The following is a 13846-nucleotide window of genomic DNA, read 5'->3' on the forward strand; positions in this document are numbered from 1 at the left end:
GTGCGGTGCTCGGTCAGAGCACCTTGGCGATCGACTGGCAGACGTGGTCGATGTTGCGGCTGTTGAGGGCCGCGACGCACATGCGGCCCGTGTCGGTGCCGTAGACGCCGAACTCGGTGCGCAGCCGCACCATCTGGTCCTTGGTCAGGCCGGAGTAGCTGAACATGCCCACCTGCTGGGTGATGAACGACATGTCCTGCTTCACGCCGGCGGTCTTCAGCTTCTCGACCATCGCGCTGCGCATCTGCTTGATGCGCACGCGCATGGCGGCCAGTTCCTTCTCCCAGAGCGCGCGCAGGCCCGGGTCGTTCAGGACCGCCGCGACCACCGCGCCGCCGTGCGTGGGCGGGTTGCTGTAGTTCGTGCGGATGACGATCTTCAGCTGGCTCAGCACGCGCGCTGCCTCTTCCTTGTCCTTGCACAGGACGGAGAGGGCGCCGACGCGCTCGCCGTAAAGGCTGAAGCTCTTGGAGAACGAGGTGGAGACGAAGAAGTCCTGGCCCGAGGCCGCGAACTTGCCGATCACCGCGCCGTCCTCGGCGATGCCCTGGCCGAAGCCCTGGTAGGCCATGTCCAGGAACGGCACCAGGCCGCGCGCCTTGGTGGCGGCGATCACCTGGTCCCATTGCGCCGGCGTGATGTCATAGCCGGTCGGGTTGTGGCAGCACGCGTGCAGGAGGACGATGGTGCCGGGCTCGGCCGTGTTCAGCGCCGTGAGCATGCCGTCGAAGTCGATGCCGCGGCGCGCAGCGACGTAGTACGGATAAGCCTCGACCTTGAAGCCGGCGTTGGTGAACAGCGCGCGGTGGTTCTCCCAGCTGGGGTCGCTGATCAGGACCTTGGCATTCGGGTTCAGCCGGTGCAGGAAGTCCGCGCCGATCTTCAGGCCGCCCGTGCCACCCAGGGCCTGCACGGTGGCGACGCGTCCGGACTTGACAGGCTCGCTGTCGGCCCCAAATACGAGGCTCTTGACGGCCGCGTCGTACGCGGCGATGCCGTCGATGGGCAGGTAGCCGCGTGCCGTGGGCTTCTGCATCATGCGCTGCTCCGCCTGCTGCACGCACTCGAGCAGCGGCAGCTTGCCGGCGTCGTCGTAGTAGACGCCGACCCCCAGGTTCACCTTGTTCGGATTGCTGTCGGCATTGAACTGCTCGTTGAGACCCAGGATGGGGTCGCGCGGTGCCATCTCGACGACCTGGAACAAAGACATGGGGAGAGATCCTTTGGGAATGGGGAGTGCGCGTGGGCTGCGCATCGGGCCGGGCATGCGGTACGCTGTCCGGCTGCCCCGATTTTAGTTCCTGCCTGCGCCCGCTCTTTCTCACGCCATGCCAGAAATCACCGAAGCCGAGCCCCAGCAGAAAAAAGGCGAGTTCATCACCTTTCCTGATTCCCCGTTCGAGCTGTTCCAGCCGTACCCGCCCGCGGGCGACCAGCCGCAGGCGATCGAGAAGCTGGTGGAAGGCGTGCGCGACGGCGAGGTGTTCCAGACCCTCCTGGGCGTGACGGGCTCGGGCAAGACCTACACGATGGCCAACGTGATCGCGCGGCTGGGGCGCCCCGCGATCGTGTTCGCGCCGAACAAGACGCTGGCCGCGCAGCTGTACTCGGAATTCCGCGAGTTCTTCCCGAAGAACGCCATCGAGTACTTCGTGAGCTACTACGACTACTACCAGCCCGAGGCGTACGTCCCGCAGCGCGACCTGTTCATCGAGAAGGACAGCTCGATCAACGAGCACATCGAGCAGATGCGGCTGTCGGCCACCAAGAGCGTGCTGGAGCGCCGCGACACCGTGATCGTGGCGACGGTGAGCGCGATCTACGGCATCGGCGCCCCCGAGGACTACACGCAGATGCGGTTCATCTGCCGGGTGGGCGACAAGATCGGGCAACGCGACGTCATCGGCCAGTTGATCCGCATGCAGTACACGCGCAACGAGCAGGACTTCTCGCGCGGCACCTTCCGCGTGCGCGGCGACACCATCGACGTGTTCCCGGTCGAGCACAGCGAACTGGCGATCCGGCTCGAGCTGTTCGACGACGAGATCGAGTCGCTGCAGCTGTTCGATCCGCTCACCGGCCGTATCCGGCAGAAGGTGCCGCGGTTCACGATCTATCCCTCCAGCCACTACGTGACGCCGCGCGAGAAGGTGGTGTCGGCGGTGGAGTCGATCAAGCTCGAACTGGAAGCCCGCCTGAAGGAACTGGTCTCCGCCGGCAAGCTGGTGGAGGCGCAGCGCCTGGAACAGCGCACCCGCTTCGACCTGGAGATGCTGAGCGAAGTGGGCCACTGCAAGGGCATCGAGAACTACACCCGCCACCTCTCGGGCTCGCCGCCGGGTGCGCCGCCGTCGACGCTGACCGACTACCTGCCCAAGGACTCGCTGATGTTCCTGGACGAGAGCCACCAGATGATCGGCCAGTTGAATGCGATGTACGCGGGCGACCGGCAGCGCAAGACGACGCTGGTGGAATACGGCTTCCGGCTGCCGTCGGCGCTGGACAACCGGCCGCTGAAATTCGAGGAGTTCGAGACTCGCATGCGGCAGGTGGTCTTTGTGTCGGCGACGCCGGCCGCCTACGAGCAGGAGCACGCGGGACAGGTCGTCGAGCAACTGGTGCGTCCGACGGGCCTCGTCGACCCCGAGGTCGAGGTGCGCCCCGCGACCCACCAGGTCGACGACGTGCTGCAGGAGATCCGCATCCGTTCGGAGAAGAACGAGCGCGTGCTGATCACCACGCTGACCAAGCGCATGGCGGAGCAGCTCACCGACTACCTGGCCGACAACGGCGTGAAGGTGCGCTACATGCACAGCGACATCGACACCGTGGAGCGCGTGGAGATCCTGCGTGACCTGCGCCTGGGTGCCTTCGACGTGCTGGTGGGCATCAACCTGCTGCGCGAGGGCCTGGACATTCCCGAGGTGTCACTGGTCGCGATCCTGGACGCGGACAAGGAAGGCTTCCTGCGCGCCGAGCGCTCGCTGATCCAGACCATCGGGCGCGCGGCCCGCAACCTGCACGGCCGCGCGATCCTGTATGCCGACCAGATGACCGACTCGATGAAGAAGGCCATCGGCGAGACGGAACGGCGCCGCGCCAAGCAGATCGCGCACAACCTGGCCCACGGCATCACGCCGCGCAGCATCAAGAAGGAAGTGCGGGACCTGATCGATGGCGTCTACAGCGAGAAGGCGAGCAAGGAGCAGGAGAAGCAGGAACTGCAGCGCGCGATGGTCGAGGACATGTCCGAGAAGGACGTGGCCAAGCAGATCAAGCGCCTCGAGAAGGAGATGCTCGAGCACGCCCGCAACCTCGAGTTCGAGAAGGCCGCCCGCGTGCGCGACCAGCTCGCCACGCTGAAACAGGGTGCCTTCGGGGCCGCGGTGCACGACAACGTCGTGCCCATCCAGGCCGCCCGCCGCTGAGCTGCGGCCGAGGCCGCACGCGCACTGACGCCGGGAACCATCCCGCGACTGAGCGGTCTATTTCCCGAGCGTTTCACGTGGGATTGCGGTATACTTGACAGGAACGCTCAGGAAAACAAACGAGAGAGGCCGGCGCCACGCGCCGGTGGGAGCCGGCAGCTGCTTTCGGCCGGCGATGGGGTGGAGACGGACCGCCGAGGCATGTGCCACGGGCGGCATGAAACGGACAAGCAACAAGGAGGTTGCGATGCGTCTCACGACCAAAGGCCGCTTTGCGGTCACTGCAATGATCGACCTGGCCCTGCGGCAGAACAACGGCCCGGTCACGCTGGCCGCGATCAGCCAGCGGCAGCAGATTTCGCTGTCCTACCTTGAACAGCTGTTCGGCAAGCTGCGTCGGCATGAGCTGGTGGAGTCGACCCGCGGGCCGGGCGGCGGGTACACGCTCGGCCGCAAGGCGTCGGAGATCACCGTCGCGGACATCATCGTCTCGGTCGACGAGCCGATCGACGCCACCCAATGCGGCGGCAAGGAAAACTGCAGCGACGGTGGCCGGTGCATGACGCACGAGCTGTGGTCGCAGCTCAACCAGCGCATGGTGGAGTTCCTGGACTCCGTCTCGCTGCAGAAGCTCGTGGACGAGCAGCTCGCCAAGGGCGTGCAGGTCGAGGACAAGCCGGCCGTCAAGCGCGCGATCTCCAGCGCGCCGGTGGTCAAGCCGATCCGCGTCAACGCGCCCAACTCGGTGTTCGCCCTGGGCAATGCCCTCGCGAAGTCCTGAGCCTTCCCGACAACCCCGTTCCAGCGACAGACATGGACATGACCCCGCATTTCCCGATCTACATGGACTACGGCGCGACGACACCGGTCGACCCGCGCGTGGTCGACGCCATGATCCCTTGGCTGCGCGAGCACTTCGGCAACCCGGCTTCGCGCAGCCACGCGTGGGGCTGGGAGGCTGAAGCGGCGGTGGAGAAGGCCCGCGACCAGGTGGCCGCGCTGATCGGGGCCGACGCGCGCGAGATCGTGTGGACGTCGGGCGCGACGGAGTCGAACAACCTGGCGCTCAAGGGCGCGGCCCAGTTCTACAAGACCAAGGGCAAGCACCTCATCACGGTGAAGACCGAGCACAAGGCGGTGCTGGATACGATGCGGGAGCTGGAGCGCCAGGGCTTCGACGTCACCTACATGGACGTGCAGGAAGACGGCCTTCTGGACCTGGAGAAGCTGAAGGCCGCGATGCGGCCCGACACGATCCTGGTCAGCGTCATGTTCGTGAACAACGAGATCGGCGTGATCCAGGACATCCCGGCGATCGGCGCGATGTGCCGCGAGCGCGGGATCATCTTCCACGTCGATGCCGCGCAGGCCACGGGCAAGGTGGACATCGACGTGAAGACGCTGCCGGTGGACCTCATGAGCCTGGCCTCGCACAAGACGTACGGGCCGAAGGGCATCGGCGCGCTGTACGTGCGCCGCAAGCCGCGCGTGCGGCTGGAAGCGCAGATGCACGGCGGCGGCCACGAGCGCGGCATGCGTTCGGGCACGCTGCCCACGCACCAGATCGTGGGCATGGGCGAGGCGTTCCGCCTCGCGCGCGAGGAGATGGCGCAGGACAACGCCAAGGCGCGCGCGCTGCAGCATCGCCTGCTCGAAGGCCTGAAGGACGTGGAGCAGGTGTTCATCAACGGCACCATGGCGCCGGGCCGTCGCGTCGCGCAGAACCTGAACATGAGCTTCAACTTCGTCGAGGGCGAGTCGCTGATCATGGGCATCAAGGGCCTGGCGGTGTCGTCCGGTTCGGCCTGCACCTCGGCCTCGCTGGAGCCCAGCTACGTGCTGCGTGCCCTGGGCCGCAGCGACGAACTCGCGCACAGCAGCCTGCGCATGACCATCGGTCGCTTCACGACCGAGGAAGAGATCGACTACGCGGTCGAGACGATCAAGAAGAACGTCGCCAAGCTGCGCGAGCTCAGCCCGCTCTGGGAGATGTACCAGGACGGCATCGACATCAGCACCATCCAGTGGACGGCGCACTGAAGGACAGAGGAACCTGAAATGGCATATTCAGAGAAGGTCGTGGACCACTACGAGAACCCGCGCAACGTGGGTTCGTTCGACAAGGGCGACGAGAGCGTCGGCACCGGCATGGTCGGCGCGCCCGCCTGCGGCGACGTGATGAAGCTGCAGATCAAGGTCAACCCGCAGACCGGCGTCATCGAGGACGCGCGGTTCAAGACCTACGGCTGCGGCTCCGCGATCGCCTCGAGCTCGCTCGTGACCGAATGGGTCAAGGGCAAGACACTGGACCAGGCGGCAGCGCTGAAGAACAGCCAGATCGCCGAGGAACTGGCGCTGCCGCCGGTGAAGATCCACTGCTCCATCCTCGCCGAGGACGCCATCAAGGCGGCCGTGGACGACTACAAGAAGAAGCACGCGCACTGAGCTCCCAATGGCAGTCACTTTGACGGAATCGGCGGCCCGGCACGTCCAGCGTTACCTTGCCAAGCGCGGCAAGGGCGTGGGCGTGCGCCTCGGCGTGAAGACGACCGGCTGCTCTGGCCTGGCCTACAAGCTCGAGTACGTCGACGAGGCCGCTCCCGAGGACATGATCTTCGAGGACCACGGCGTCAAGGTGCTGGTGGACCCCAAGAGCTTGGCCTACATCGAGGGCACGCAGCTGGACTTCGTGCGCGAGGGCCTGAACGAAGGCTTCAAGTTCAACAATCCGAACGAGCGCGACCGCTGCGGTTGCGGTGAGTCGTTCCGGGTGTGAATCTCCAGGACAACGACTTCGCGCTGTTCGGGTTGCCGGAGCGGTTCGCGCAGGACCGCGCGGCGATCGATGCCCGCTGGAAGGACCTGCAGCGCGAGGCGCATCCCGATCGCTTTTCTGCCCAGGGTGCAGCCGCGCAGCGCGTGGCCATGCAATGGTCGGTCCGCATCAACGAGGCCTATCAACGCCTGAAGGATCCGCTCAAGCGCGCCGCGTACCTGTGCGAGCTGCGCGGCGCGCCCATCGATGCCGAACGCAACACGGCGATGCCGACCGAGTTCCTGATGCAGCAGATGGAGTGGCGCGAGGCGCTGGACGATGCCGCAACCGACCATGAACTCGAGGCGGTGTCCGACCAGCTGGCGGAGGCGCGGCAACGGACACTCAAGGACATCGAACGGCTGCTCGACCGTGATGGCGACGCGCGCGCCGCGGCCCAGCAGGTGCGCGCGATGATGTTCATCGAACGCTTTGCCCACGACGTCGAACAGCGTTTCGACCAGCTGGGACAATAGAGACATGGCTCTCCTCCAGATCGCGGAACCGGGACAAGCCCTCGATCCGCACCAGCGGCGCATCGCGGTCGGCATCGACCTCGGCACCACCCACTCGCTCGTCGCCGCCGTGCGGCACGGCGTGCCCGAGTGCCTGCCCGACGCGCAGGGCAGGGTGCTGCTGCCTTCGGTCGTTCGCTATCTCGAGAACGGCGGTCGCCAGATCGGCGCCGACGCGCAGGCCGCGCATGCGCACGACGCGGAGAACACCATTGCGTCCGTCAAGCGCCTCATGGGCCGTGGCCTGGCCGACATCGCGGGCCGCGATAAGCTGCCGTACCGCTTCTTCGACAAGCCCGGCATGGTGACCCTTGACACGCGCGCCGGCGAGAAGTCGCCGGTGGAGGTCAGCGCCGAGATCCTCGCGACACTGCGTTATCGCGCCGAGGACACGTTCAACGACGACCTGTACGGCGCCGTGATCACGGTGCCCGCGTACTTCGACGACGCGCAGCGCCAGGCCACCAAGGACGCCGCGCAGCTGGCCGGCCTGAAGGTGCTGCGGCTGATCAACGAGCCCACTGCGGCCGCCATCGCCTATGGCCTGGACAACGGCAGCGAGGGCATCTACGCGGTGTACGACCTCGGCGGCGGCACGTTCGACATCTCGATCCTGCGGTTGGCCCGCGGTGTCTTCGAGGTGATTGCCACGGGCGGCGACTCGGCGCTCGGCGGCGACGACTACGACCTTGCGCTGGCCGACTTCGTCCTCGCCCAGAGCGGCGCCGTCATCGCATCGGCGGCCGACAAGGCTGCTCTCAAGATGGCGGCCCGCGCCGCGAAGGAACGCCTGACCGACGACGAGCGCACCTCGGTGGACGTCGAGATCGCAGGCCGCCGGATCGCGGCCGAAGTGACGCGCGCCGACTTCGACCGCGTCACGGCGGATCTCACCCAGCGCACGCTCTCCGCGGTGCGCAAGGCTTTGCGTGACGCAAGGCTCACCCGTGACGAGATTCGTGGCGTGGTGCTGGTGGGCGGGTCCACCCGCATGCCGCAGGTGCGGCGGGCGGTGGGCGACTTCTTCGGTCGCGAGCCACTGACCAACCTGAACCCGGACGAAGTGGTGGCGCTCGGCGCCGCCATCCAGGCCAACCAGCTGGCCGGCAACAGCGCGTCGGGCGACCTGCTGCTGCTGGACGTGATCCCGCTGTCGCTGGGCATCGAGACCATGGGCGGGCTCGTCGAGCGCATCGTGCCGCGCAACGAGACCATCCCGACCGCCAAGGCGCAGGACTTCACGACCTACAAGGACGGCCAGACCGCGATGGCGCTGCACGTGGTGCAGGGCGAGCGCGACCTGGTGCAGGACTGCCGCAGCCTGGCCCGCTTCGAGCTGCGCGGCATCCCGCCGATGGCGGCGGGTGCAGCGCGCATCCGCGTCACGTTCACCGTCGATGCAGATGGCCTGCTCAGCGTCACGGCGCGCGAGCAGGGCAGCGGCGTCGAGGCCAGCATCGACGTCAAGCCTTCGTACGGCCTGTCGGACGAACAGGTCGCGCGCATGCTGCAGGACAGCTTCTCCACGGCGCAGCAGGACATGCAGGCACGGGCGCTGGCCGAAGCGCGCATCGAGGCCGATCGCATGCTGCTGGCCACGCGCAGCGCGCTCGATGCCGATGGCCACCTGCTGGAACCCGCCGAACGCGAGACCGTCGACGGCTTGATGGCGCAGTTGCAGGAGCTTGCCAGGACCGGCACGGATGCTGCAGCCATCGCAGCCGCAACCGAAGCGCTGGCCAAGGGCACCGAAGCCTTCGCTGCCCGCCGCATGAACCAGAGCATCCGGCAGGCACTGGCCGGCCGCAGCGTGGAGACACTCTGATGGCCGTCATCCGTATCCTTCCGCATCCGGAGTACTGCCCGCAGGGCGCCGAGGTGCAGGCGCCTTCCGGCACCTCGATCTGCGAGGCGCTGCTGGACAACGGCATCAAGATCGAGCATGCCTGCGACATGAGCTGCGCATGCACCACGTGCCACGTGATCGTCCGCGAGGGATTCAACTCGCTCAACGAGATGGACGAGAACGAGGAGGACATGCTCGATCGCGCCTGGGGCCTGGAGCCGAACTCGCGCCTGTCCTGCCAGGCCATCGTGGACCACAAGGACCTGGTGGTCGAGATCCCGAAGTACTCGATCAACCACGCGAAAGAGAACCACTGAGGTTCTCCCGCGCGGCGCTTCAGGCGATGGCGTAACCCCCATCCACCGGGATCGCCGTCCCGGTCACGAAGTCGCTGGCGCGACTGGCCAGGAACACGGCGATCCCCGCCAGGTCCTCGGGCCGGCCCCAGCGGGCGGCCGGCGTGCGCGCCAGGACGCGGTCGTTCAGCCCGGCCACTTCCGCCCGCGCGCTTTCCGTGAGCTCCGTGTCGATCCATCCCGGCAGCACGGTGTTGGCCTGGATGTTGTCCTTCGCCCAGGCGAGCGCGATCGAGCGCGTGTACTGCACGATGCCGCCCTTGCTGGCGCAGTAGGGGCCGGCGTAGGGCGCGCCGAAGATCGACAGGATGGAGCCGATGTTGACGATCTTGCCGGCGCCCGCCGCCTTCATCAGCGGATACGCCGCGCGGCAGCACAGGAAGGCGCTGGTGAGGTTGGTGTCCATCACCAGGTTCCATTCGTCGAGCGTCATGTCCTGCGGCGGCCGGCGCACCGTCGTCCCGGCGTTGTTCACGAGGATGTCCAGCCGCCCGTGCGCGTCACGCACCTGCGCGAAGAGGGCGGCGACCTGCGCTTCGTCGGTCACGTCCGCCGCGATCTCCGAAGCCTGCTGGCCCGCGTCGCGCAGCTGCCGCAACGCCGCGGCGGATTTCGCGCGATTGCGCCCGGCGATCACGACGTGCGCGCCGGCCTGCGCGAGCCCGCGCGCCATGCCCAGCCCGATGCCGCCATTGCCGCCCGTGACCAATGCCACCTTTCCCGCGAGATCGAACATGTGCTGCTCCGAATGGCCGAGGCTGCCAAGCATAATCGCCGCATGCGCCAGATCGTCCTCGACACCGAAACCACGGGCCTCTCGGCCGATGCCGGCGACCGCATCATCGAGATCGGCTGCGTGGAACTGGTGGGACGCAAGCTCACCGGCAACAACAAGCACTTCTACCTGAACCCGGAGCGTGACAGCCACGAGGACGCGCTGAAGGTCCACGGCATCAGCAACGAGTTCCTGCGCGACAAGCCCAAGTTCGCGGCCATCGCCGACGAACTGCTGGAGTACTTGCAGGGCGCCGAAATCATCATCCACAACGCGGCGTTCGACGTCGGCTTCCTGAACAAGGAACTCGAGCTCCTCGGCCGCCCGGCGTTCCGCACGCATGTCGGCACGGTGACCGACACGCTGGCCATGGCCAAGGAGATGTACCCGGGCAAGCGCAACAGCCTCGACGCGCTGTGCGACCGCCTGGGCGTCGACAACTCCGGCCGCACGCTGCACGGCGCGCTGCTCGATGCCGAACTGCTGGCCGACGTCTACATAAACCTCACGCGCGGCCAGGAAGCGCTGCTGATCGACACCGCTCCCACCGAGGCCGTGGCTGGCATCCAGACGCGCGTCGACCTGCGCCAGTTCACGCTGCCCGTGCTGCTGGCCAGCGACCAGGAAACCGCCGCCCACGAGGAGGTGCTGCTGCAGTTGGACAAGGAGAGCAAGGGCAGGACGCTCTGGCGCATCCAGACCCGTGAGAGCGGCTCCGCGCCTGTGGCATAATCATGGGCTTCGGCGCTGGCCACCAGCCGGCGCCCGAGGGTGATTAGCTCAGCGGTAGAGCACTGCCTTCACACGGCAGGGGTCACATGTTCGATCCATGTATCACCCACCAATCAATCAACGACTTGCGGCACCTTCGGGTGCCGCTTTCGTTTGAGCGACGGAATCGAACGCACGCGCCATGCCGCGCAGCGTCATCCACCGGCTTTCCCCCGCGCATCCGCAACGCGGATTTCGCAAGCGGGATCCACCGCGACAAGACGAGTAGGGTGCCCCCTCTCCGAGCTTGAGGGCTCGCCACTGTCACTGCCAAAAAGCTTCCTGTTACCTTGTGGCTCAGCGTCAGACGGCTGCTGGCGCGCGATGGAGGTTTGGCAATGCGGGTTGCTTCTTTTCGTACTCTGGCTTCGGCTGCTCTGCTGGCGGGCGTGCTGCTCCCGTTCGCCGTTTCTGCGCAGACACTCAGGACGCAGTGTCCTTCCAGCACGCCGCTGCACCCGCGACCGGGCGCGGGCAAGGGCGCCATCAAGTGCCAGGAGATCGCGGGCGGTGACGGGTTCGCGACGATGGGCGATGGAACCCAGACCTATCTCTTCGGATTCGGTCCGCTATCTGGTCGCGACCTGATCGACAAGGGCCTGCCCGGGACGCAGACGGCCGCCGACTTCCTCAAGCCGATGTATGCGCCCAACGGCACCGTCCTGAACCCGAATGCCGCGGCCCAATCGCCGCAGGCCAAGATGAACCTGGGCGTGCTGTCCGCGCAGCAACCCGCGCCGCTGATGGCGATCGACGAGGACGACGAGTTCTTCCTCACCCTCAGCAACGTCGGGATGATCATGCGGCCCGACCTGTTCGAGCAGCACACCGTGCACTTCCACGGCTACCCGAACGCCTCGTCGTTCTTCGACGGCGTGCCGGATGCGTCGGTGGCCATCAACATCCACGGCAGCTTCACCTACTACTACACGGCGCCCGATGCGGGCACGTATTTCTGGCACTGCCACATCACGCCTCCCGAGCACCTGCAGATGGGCATGGTGGGGCAGCTCTTCGTCCGTCCGCGCCAGAACCGCGTGACCTCCGGCGACCTCGGCAAGGCGCTGCTCGCGGCCAACAAGGTCGCCGCCGTGGACCCGCAGGCCAGCGGAAAGAGCTGCTCCGACATCCTGTGCACGGGACAGACACCGCTGCCGGCAGGAGCGGATCCAACGACCGGCGCCACCGGCGTGCTGGGCAAGCCGGGGCTGCAGTACGCCTACAACGACGGCGACGGCTCCACGCGCTACGACGTCGAGTATCCGCTGCAGCTGATGGGGTTCGATCCGAACTTCCACTACGTCGGCATGACGTTCAACCCCGAGGCATTCGCGGACATGAAGGACAAGTACTTCATGATCAGCGGCCGCAGCTATCCGGACACGATCAACACCGACAAGATCCAGACGCTCAGCGCCGACGGCCAGGTGCGCACGTCGCAGCCGGTGCGCTCGACCATCACGATCAAGCGCGGGCAGAGGGCGCTGCTGCGCGTGTCGCAGCTGACGATCACCGAGTTCCACACGATCGCCACGCTCGGCATCCCGATGACGGTGATCGCGCAGAACGCACGCCTGCTGCGCGACACCGCGGGCAACAACCTGTACTACAACACGAACTCCATCACCCTTGGTGGCGGTGAATCGGCCGACCTGATCCTGGACACCACCGACGTCCCGGCCGGCACGTACTTCCTCTACACCACCAACCTGGATCACCTGTCGAACGACGCCGAGAACTTCGGCGGGCAAATGACAGAGATCGTCGTCATCTAGGAGGTCCCATGGTCCGATTCAATCCGGCCCGCGCGCGGGCCGCAGGGCGGAGCCTTGCCTGCCGCGCGCTCATCATCGCGGGACTGCAGCTCGCGGCCGCGGGTTCCGCCCATGCCGCCGTGCAGGGCGTGCTCGGTCCCAACTTCGACCTCGTCGCCGCGCCGACCCTGAGCAGCCAGCCCGATGGGGCGCAGATCTACTCGTGGGGGTATGGCTGCGCATCCGGCGGTGCCTCGCTGCAGTCCTGGGGTGGGGCCGGACCGCGCCCTCGTGCCGCGGCGCGCAGCTGCCAGGACCGACGCTCATCGTGACCGAAGGCGACATCGTGACGGTCACGCTGGCGAACAACCTGCCGCCGGCAGCGGGGAACACGTCGATGGTGTTCAGCGGCTTCACCGTCTGCGTGGGCAACCTGGCCGGCGCATCGGCGGCGTCGCCCGGCACGTGCACGCCGATCGCGGACAACGGCACGCCCGGCCTGCTGGCGCAGGAAGCGGAAGTGGGCAAGAAGGTGACCTACTCCTTCTATGCAGGTCGCCCCGGGACCTTCACGTACCACAGTGGCAGCCAGGCCGACCTGCAGATCGAGATGGGCCTCTATGGCGCGATCGTGGTGAAGCCCAAGACCACCGTGGCGGGTTGCCGTCCGCTGGGCAGCACGCTCACCGGTGCCGCCGGCGAGGCGGACTCGCGCCTCGCTCCGTCGGCCTACAACCACAAGGACAGCTGCTACGACCGCGAGTACCTGTTCCAGTTCGCCGAGATTGACTCGCGCGTGCACGACGACGTGCAGGCCCAGGTGCAGGCGTGTCCCGTGGCACCGTGCCCGCAACTCCAGGCAACGATGGAGCCCTACAAGCCCAATTACTTCGTGATCAACGGGCGCTCCATGCCCGACCTCATGGACGCGCCGTATGCGTCCACGTATCCGAACCAGCCGTACAACGGCAACCCCCACATGCATCCGGGCGAGAAGCTGCTGATGCGCGTGGTGGGGCAGGGCCGCTGGCAGCACCCGTTCCATTTCCACGGCAACCATGCCCGCGTGCTGGCGCGCGACGGCAACATGCTGCTCAGCGCCGCGGACAACACCAGCCTGGCGGGCCCGCTGCTCTTCACGATCCCGACGGTGTCGGGCCAGACCGTGGACGCGATCTTCTCGTGGAGCGGCAAGGGCCTGAACTGGGACGTCTACAACCACCGCGCCAAGGATGGTTCGACCTGCGTGCCCGATGCGAGCGGCTTCCACTCGGTGAAGACCGACCCGAACTACGGCGAATGGTGCGCCGACCACCTCAAGCCGATCCCGGTCACGCCGCCCGACCCCCAGATCATGGCCAACGGCCAGTGGTATGGCGGCACGCCGTACCTGGGGATCACCGGCTTCGATCCGGTGAACCTGCCTCCCGGCACGTTGAACCAGAACCCCAGCGCCGGCTACGCGTACATGTGGCACTCGCATAACGAGCGCGAGATCACCACCAACGACGTGTTCCCGGGCGGCCAGATGATGATGCTGATCATCGATGCGCCGCAGTGGCCGATCGACGAGACCTTCTGAAGGC

At 66.8% G+C, this 13846-nt stretch carries 14 protein-coding genes and 1 tRNA gene; 13 read left to right on the forward strand and 2 right to left on the reverse strand.

The genetic code is table 11. The features are described 5' to 3' along the window. Positions 1 to 13: 13 nt before the first annotated feature. Positions 14 to 1210: an amino acid aminotransferase gene (locus ACPWT1_RS14800; protein WP_427911917.1), complete on the reverse strand. Its 1197-nt coding sequence runs from the start codon at positions 1208 to 1210 to the stop codon at positions 14 to 16. A gap of 118 nt (positions 1211 to 1328) precedes the next feature. Between ACPWT1_RS14800 and uvrB the strand changes: the two genes are divergently transcribed. The 8 genes from uvrB to fdx all read left to right on the forward strand — a co-directional run bounded on the left by uvrB (position 1329) and on the right by fdx (position 8921). Next, on the forward strand, positions 1329 to 3428 hold the full coding sequence (gene uvrB, locus ACPWT1_RS14805; RefSeq protein ID WP_427911918.1) for an excinuclease ABC subunit UvrB: 2100 nt from the start codon (positions 1329 to 1331) through the stop codon (positions 3426 to 3428). Between the two features lie 247 nt (positions 3429 to 3675). After that, positions 3676 to 4209, forward strand: coding sequence for a Fe-S cluster assembly transcriptional regulator IscR (iscR, locus tag ACPWT1_RS14810; RefSeq protein WP_427911919.1), 534 nt, complete (start codon positions 3676 to 3678; stop codon positions 4207 to 4209). A 32-nt stretch (positions 4210 to 4241) separates the two neighbouring features. After that, positions 4242 to 5468 carry an IscS subfamily cysteine desulfurase gene (locus tag ACPWT1_RS14815; protein WP_427911920.1) on the forward strand — a complete coding sequence of 409 codons (1227 nt, stop codon included), beginning with the start codon at positions 4242 to 4244 and terminating at the stop codon, positions 5466 to 5468. A gap of 18 nt (positions 5469 to 5486) precedes the next feature. Then, positions 5487 to 5873, forward strand: coding sequence for a Fe-S cluster assembly scaffold IscU (iscU, locus tag ACPWT1_RS14820; protein ID WP_196984723.1), 387 nt, complete (start codon positions 5487 to 5489; stop codon positions 5871 to 5873). Between the two features lie 7 nt (positions 5874 to 5880). Beyond that, the gene (gene iscA / locus ACPWT1_RS14825) at positions 5881 to 6204 is read left to right on the forward strand and encodes an iron-sulfur cluster assembly protein IscA (protein WP_427911921.1); all 324 of its coding nucleotides are present in this window, start codon (positions 5881 to 5883) and stop codon (positions 6202 to 6204) included. Next, positions 6201 to 6719, forward strand: a complete 519-nt coding sequence (gene hscB / locus ACPWT1_RS14830) for a Fe-S protein assembly co-chaperone HscB (RefSeq protein WP_427911922.1) — start codon at positions 6201 to 6203, stop codon at positions 6717 to 6719. Before iscA ends, hscB begins: the two co-directional genes overlap by 4 nt. 4 nt (positions 6720 to 6723) lie before the next feature. After that, entirely contained in the window at positions 6724 to 8583 is a 1860-nt protein-coding gene (gene hscA / locus ACPWT1_RS14835) for a Fe-S protein assembly chaperone HscA (RefSeq protein ID WP_427911923.1), read from the forward strand. Further along, entirely contained in the window at positions 8583 to 8921 is a 339-nt protein-coding gene (gene fdx / locus ACPWT1_RS14840; RefSeq protein ID WP_427911924.1) for an ISC system 2Fe-2S type ferredoxin, read from the forward strand. Before hscA ends, fdx begins: the two co-directional genes overlap by 1 nt. A 19-nt stretch (positions 8922 to 8940) precedes the next feature. Here fdx and ACPWT1_RS14845 read toward each other — a convergent pair whose 3' ends face one another. Next, entirely contained in the window at positions 8941 to 9696 is a 756-nt protein-coding gene (locus tag ACPWT1_RS14845; protein ID WP_427911925.1) for an SDR family NAD(P)-dependent oxidoreductase, read from the reverse strand. 42 nt (positions 9697 to 9738) lie between these two features. Here ACPWT1_RS14845 and dnaQ point away from each other — a divergent pair, with 42 nt between their 5' ends. From dnaQ to ACPWT1_RS14870, 5 genes are all read left to right on the forward strand, one after another. After that, entirely contained in the window at positions 9739 to 10467 is a 729-nt protein-coding gene (gene dnaQ / locus ACPWT1_RS14850) for a DNA polymerase III subunit epsilon (protein WP_427911926.1), read from the forward strand. A gap of 37 nt (positions 10468 to 10504) precedes the next feature. After that, positions 10505 to 10579 (forward strand) — tRNA-Val (locus ACPWT1_RS14855). 265 nt (positions 10580 to 10844) lie between these two features. Next, entirely contained in the window at positions 10845 to 12281 is a 1437-nt protein-coding gene (locus tag ACPWT1_RS14860) for a multicopper oxidase domain-containing protein (RefSeq protein WP_427915568.1), read from the forward strand. 8 nt (positions 12282 to 12289) lie between these two features. Next, positions 12290 to 12592 carry a hypothetical protein gene (locus ACPWT1_RS14865; RefSeq protein ID WP_427911927.1) on the forward strand — a complete coding sequence of 101 codons (303 nt, stop codon included), beginning with the start codon at positions 12290 to 12292 and terminating at the stop codon, positions 12590 to 12592. Continuing rightward, on the forward strand, positions 12589 to 13842 hold the full coding sequence (locus tag ACPWT1_RS14870; RefSeq protein WP_427911928.1) for a multicopper oxidase domain-containing protein: 1254 nt from the start codon (positions 12589 to 12591) through the stop codon (positions 13840 to 13842). The genes ACPWT1_RS14865 and ACPWT1_RS14870 overlap by 4 nt, the downstream gene beginning before the upstream one ends. Positions 13843 to 13846: the final 4 nt, after the last annotated feature.

This window comes from Ramlibacter sp. MMS24-I3-19 (assembly GCF_050320135.1).
Lineage (GTDB): Bacteria > Pseudomonadota > Gammaproteobacteria > Burkholderiales > Burkholderiaceae_C > Ramlibacter.

What these genes read in the sequence shown, in the direction of transcription:
- iscR (WP_427911919.1), top strand. Translation starts at nt 3,676, where the DNA reads ATGCGTCTCACGACCAAAGGCCGCTTTGCGGTCACTGCAATGATCGAC.
- ACPWT1_RS14815 (WP_427911920.1), top strand. Translation starts at nt 4,242, where the DNA reads ATGGACATGACCCCGCATTTCCCGATCTACATGGACTACGGCGCGACG.
- fdx (WP_427911924.1), top strand. Translation starts at nt 8,583, where the DNA reads ATGGCCGTCATCCGTATCCTTCCGCATCCGGAGTACTGCCCGCAGGGC.
- ACPWT1_RS14860 (WP_427915568.1), top strand. Translation starts at nt 10,845, where the DNA reads ATGCGGGTTGCTTCTTTTCGTACTCTGGCTTCGGCTGCTCTGCTGGCG.
- dnaQ (WP_427911926.1), top strand. Translation starts at nt 9,739, where the DNA reads ATGCGCCAGATCGTCCTCGACACCGAAACCACGGGCCTCTCGGCCGAT.
- hscA (WP_427911923.1), top strand. Translation starts at nt 6,724, where the DNA reads ATGGCTCTCCTCCAGATCGCGGAACCGGGACAAGCCCTCGATCCGCAC.
- uvrB (WP_427911918.1), top strand. Translation starts at nt 1,329, where the DNA reads ATGCCAGAAATCACCGAAGCCGAGCCCCAGCAGAAAAAAGGCGAGTTC.
- ACPWT1_RS14845 (WP_427911925.1), bottom strand. Translation starts at nt 9,696, where the DNA reads ATGTTCGATCTCGCGGGAAAGGTGGCATTGGTCACGGGCGGCAATGGC.
- iscA (WP_427911921.1), top strand. Translation starts at nt 5,881, where the DNA reads ATGGCAGTCACTTTGACGGAATCGGCGGCCCGGCACGTCCAGCGTTAC.
- ACPWT1_RS14865 (WP_427911927.1), top strand. Translation starts at nt 12,290, where the DNA reads ATGGTCCGATTCAATCCGGCCCGCGCGCGGGCCGCAGGGCGGAGCCTT.
- iscU (WP_196984723.1), top strand. Translation starts at nt 5,487, where the DNA reads ATGGCATATTCAGAGAAGGTCGTGGACCACTACGAGAACCCGCGCAAC.
- ACPWT1_RS14800 (WP_427911917.1), bottom strand. Translation starts at nt 1,210, where the DNA reads ATGTCTTTGTTCCAGGTCGTCGAGATGGCACCGCGCGACCCCATCCTG.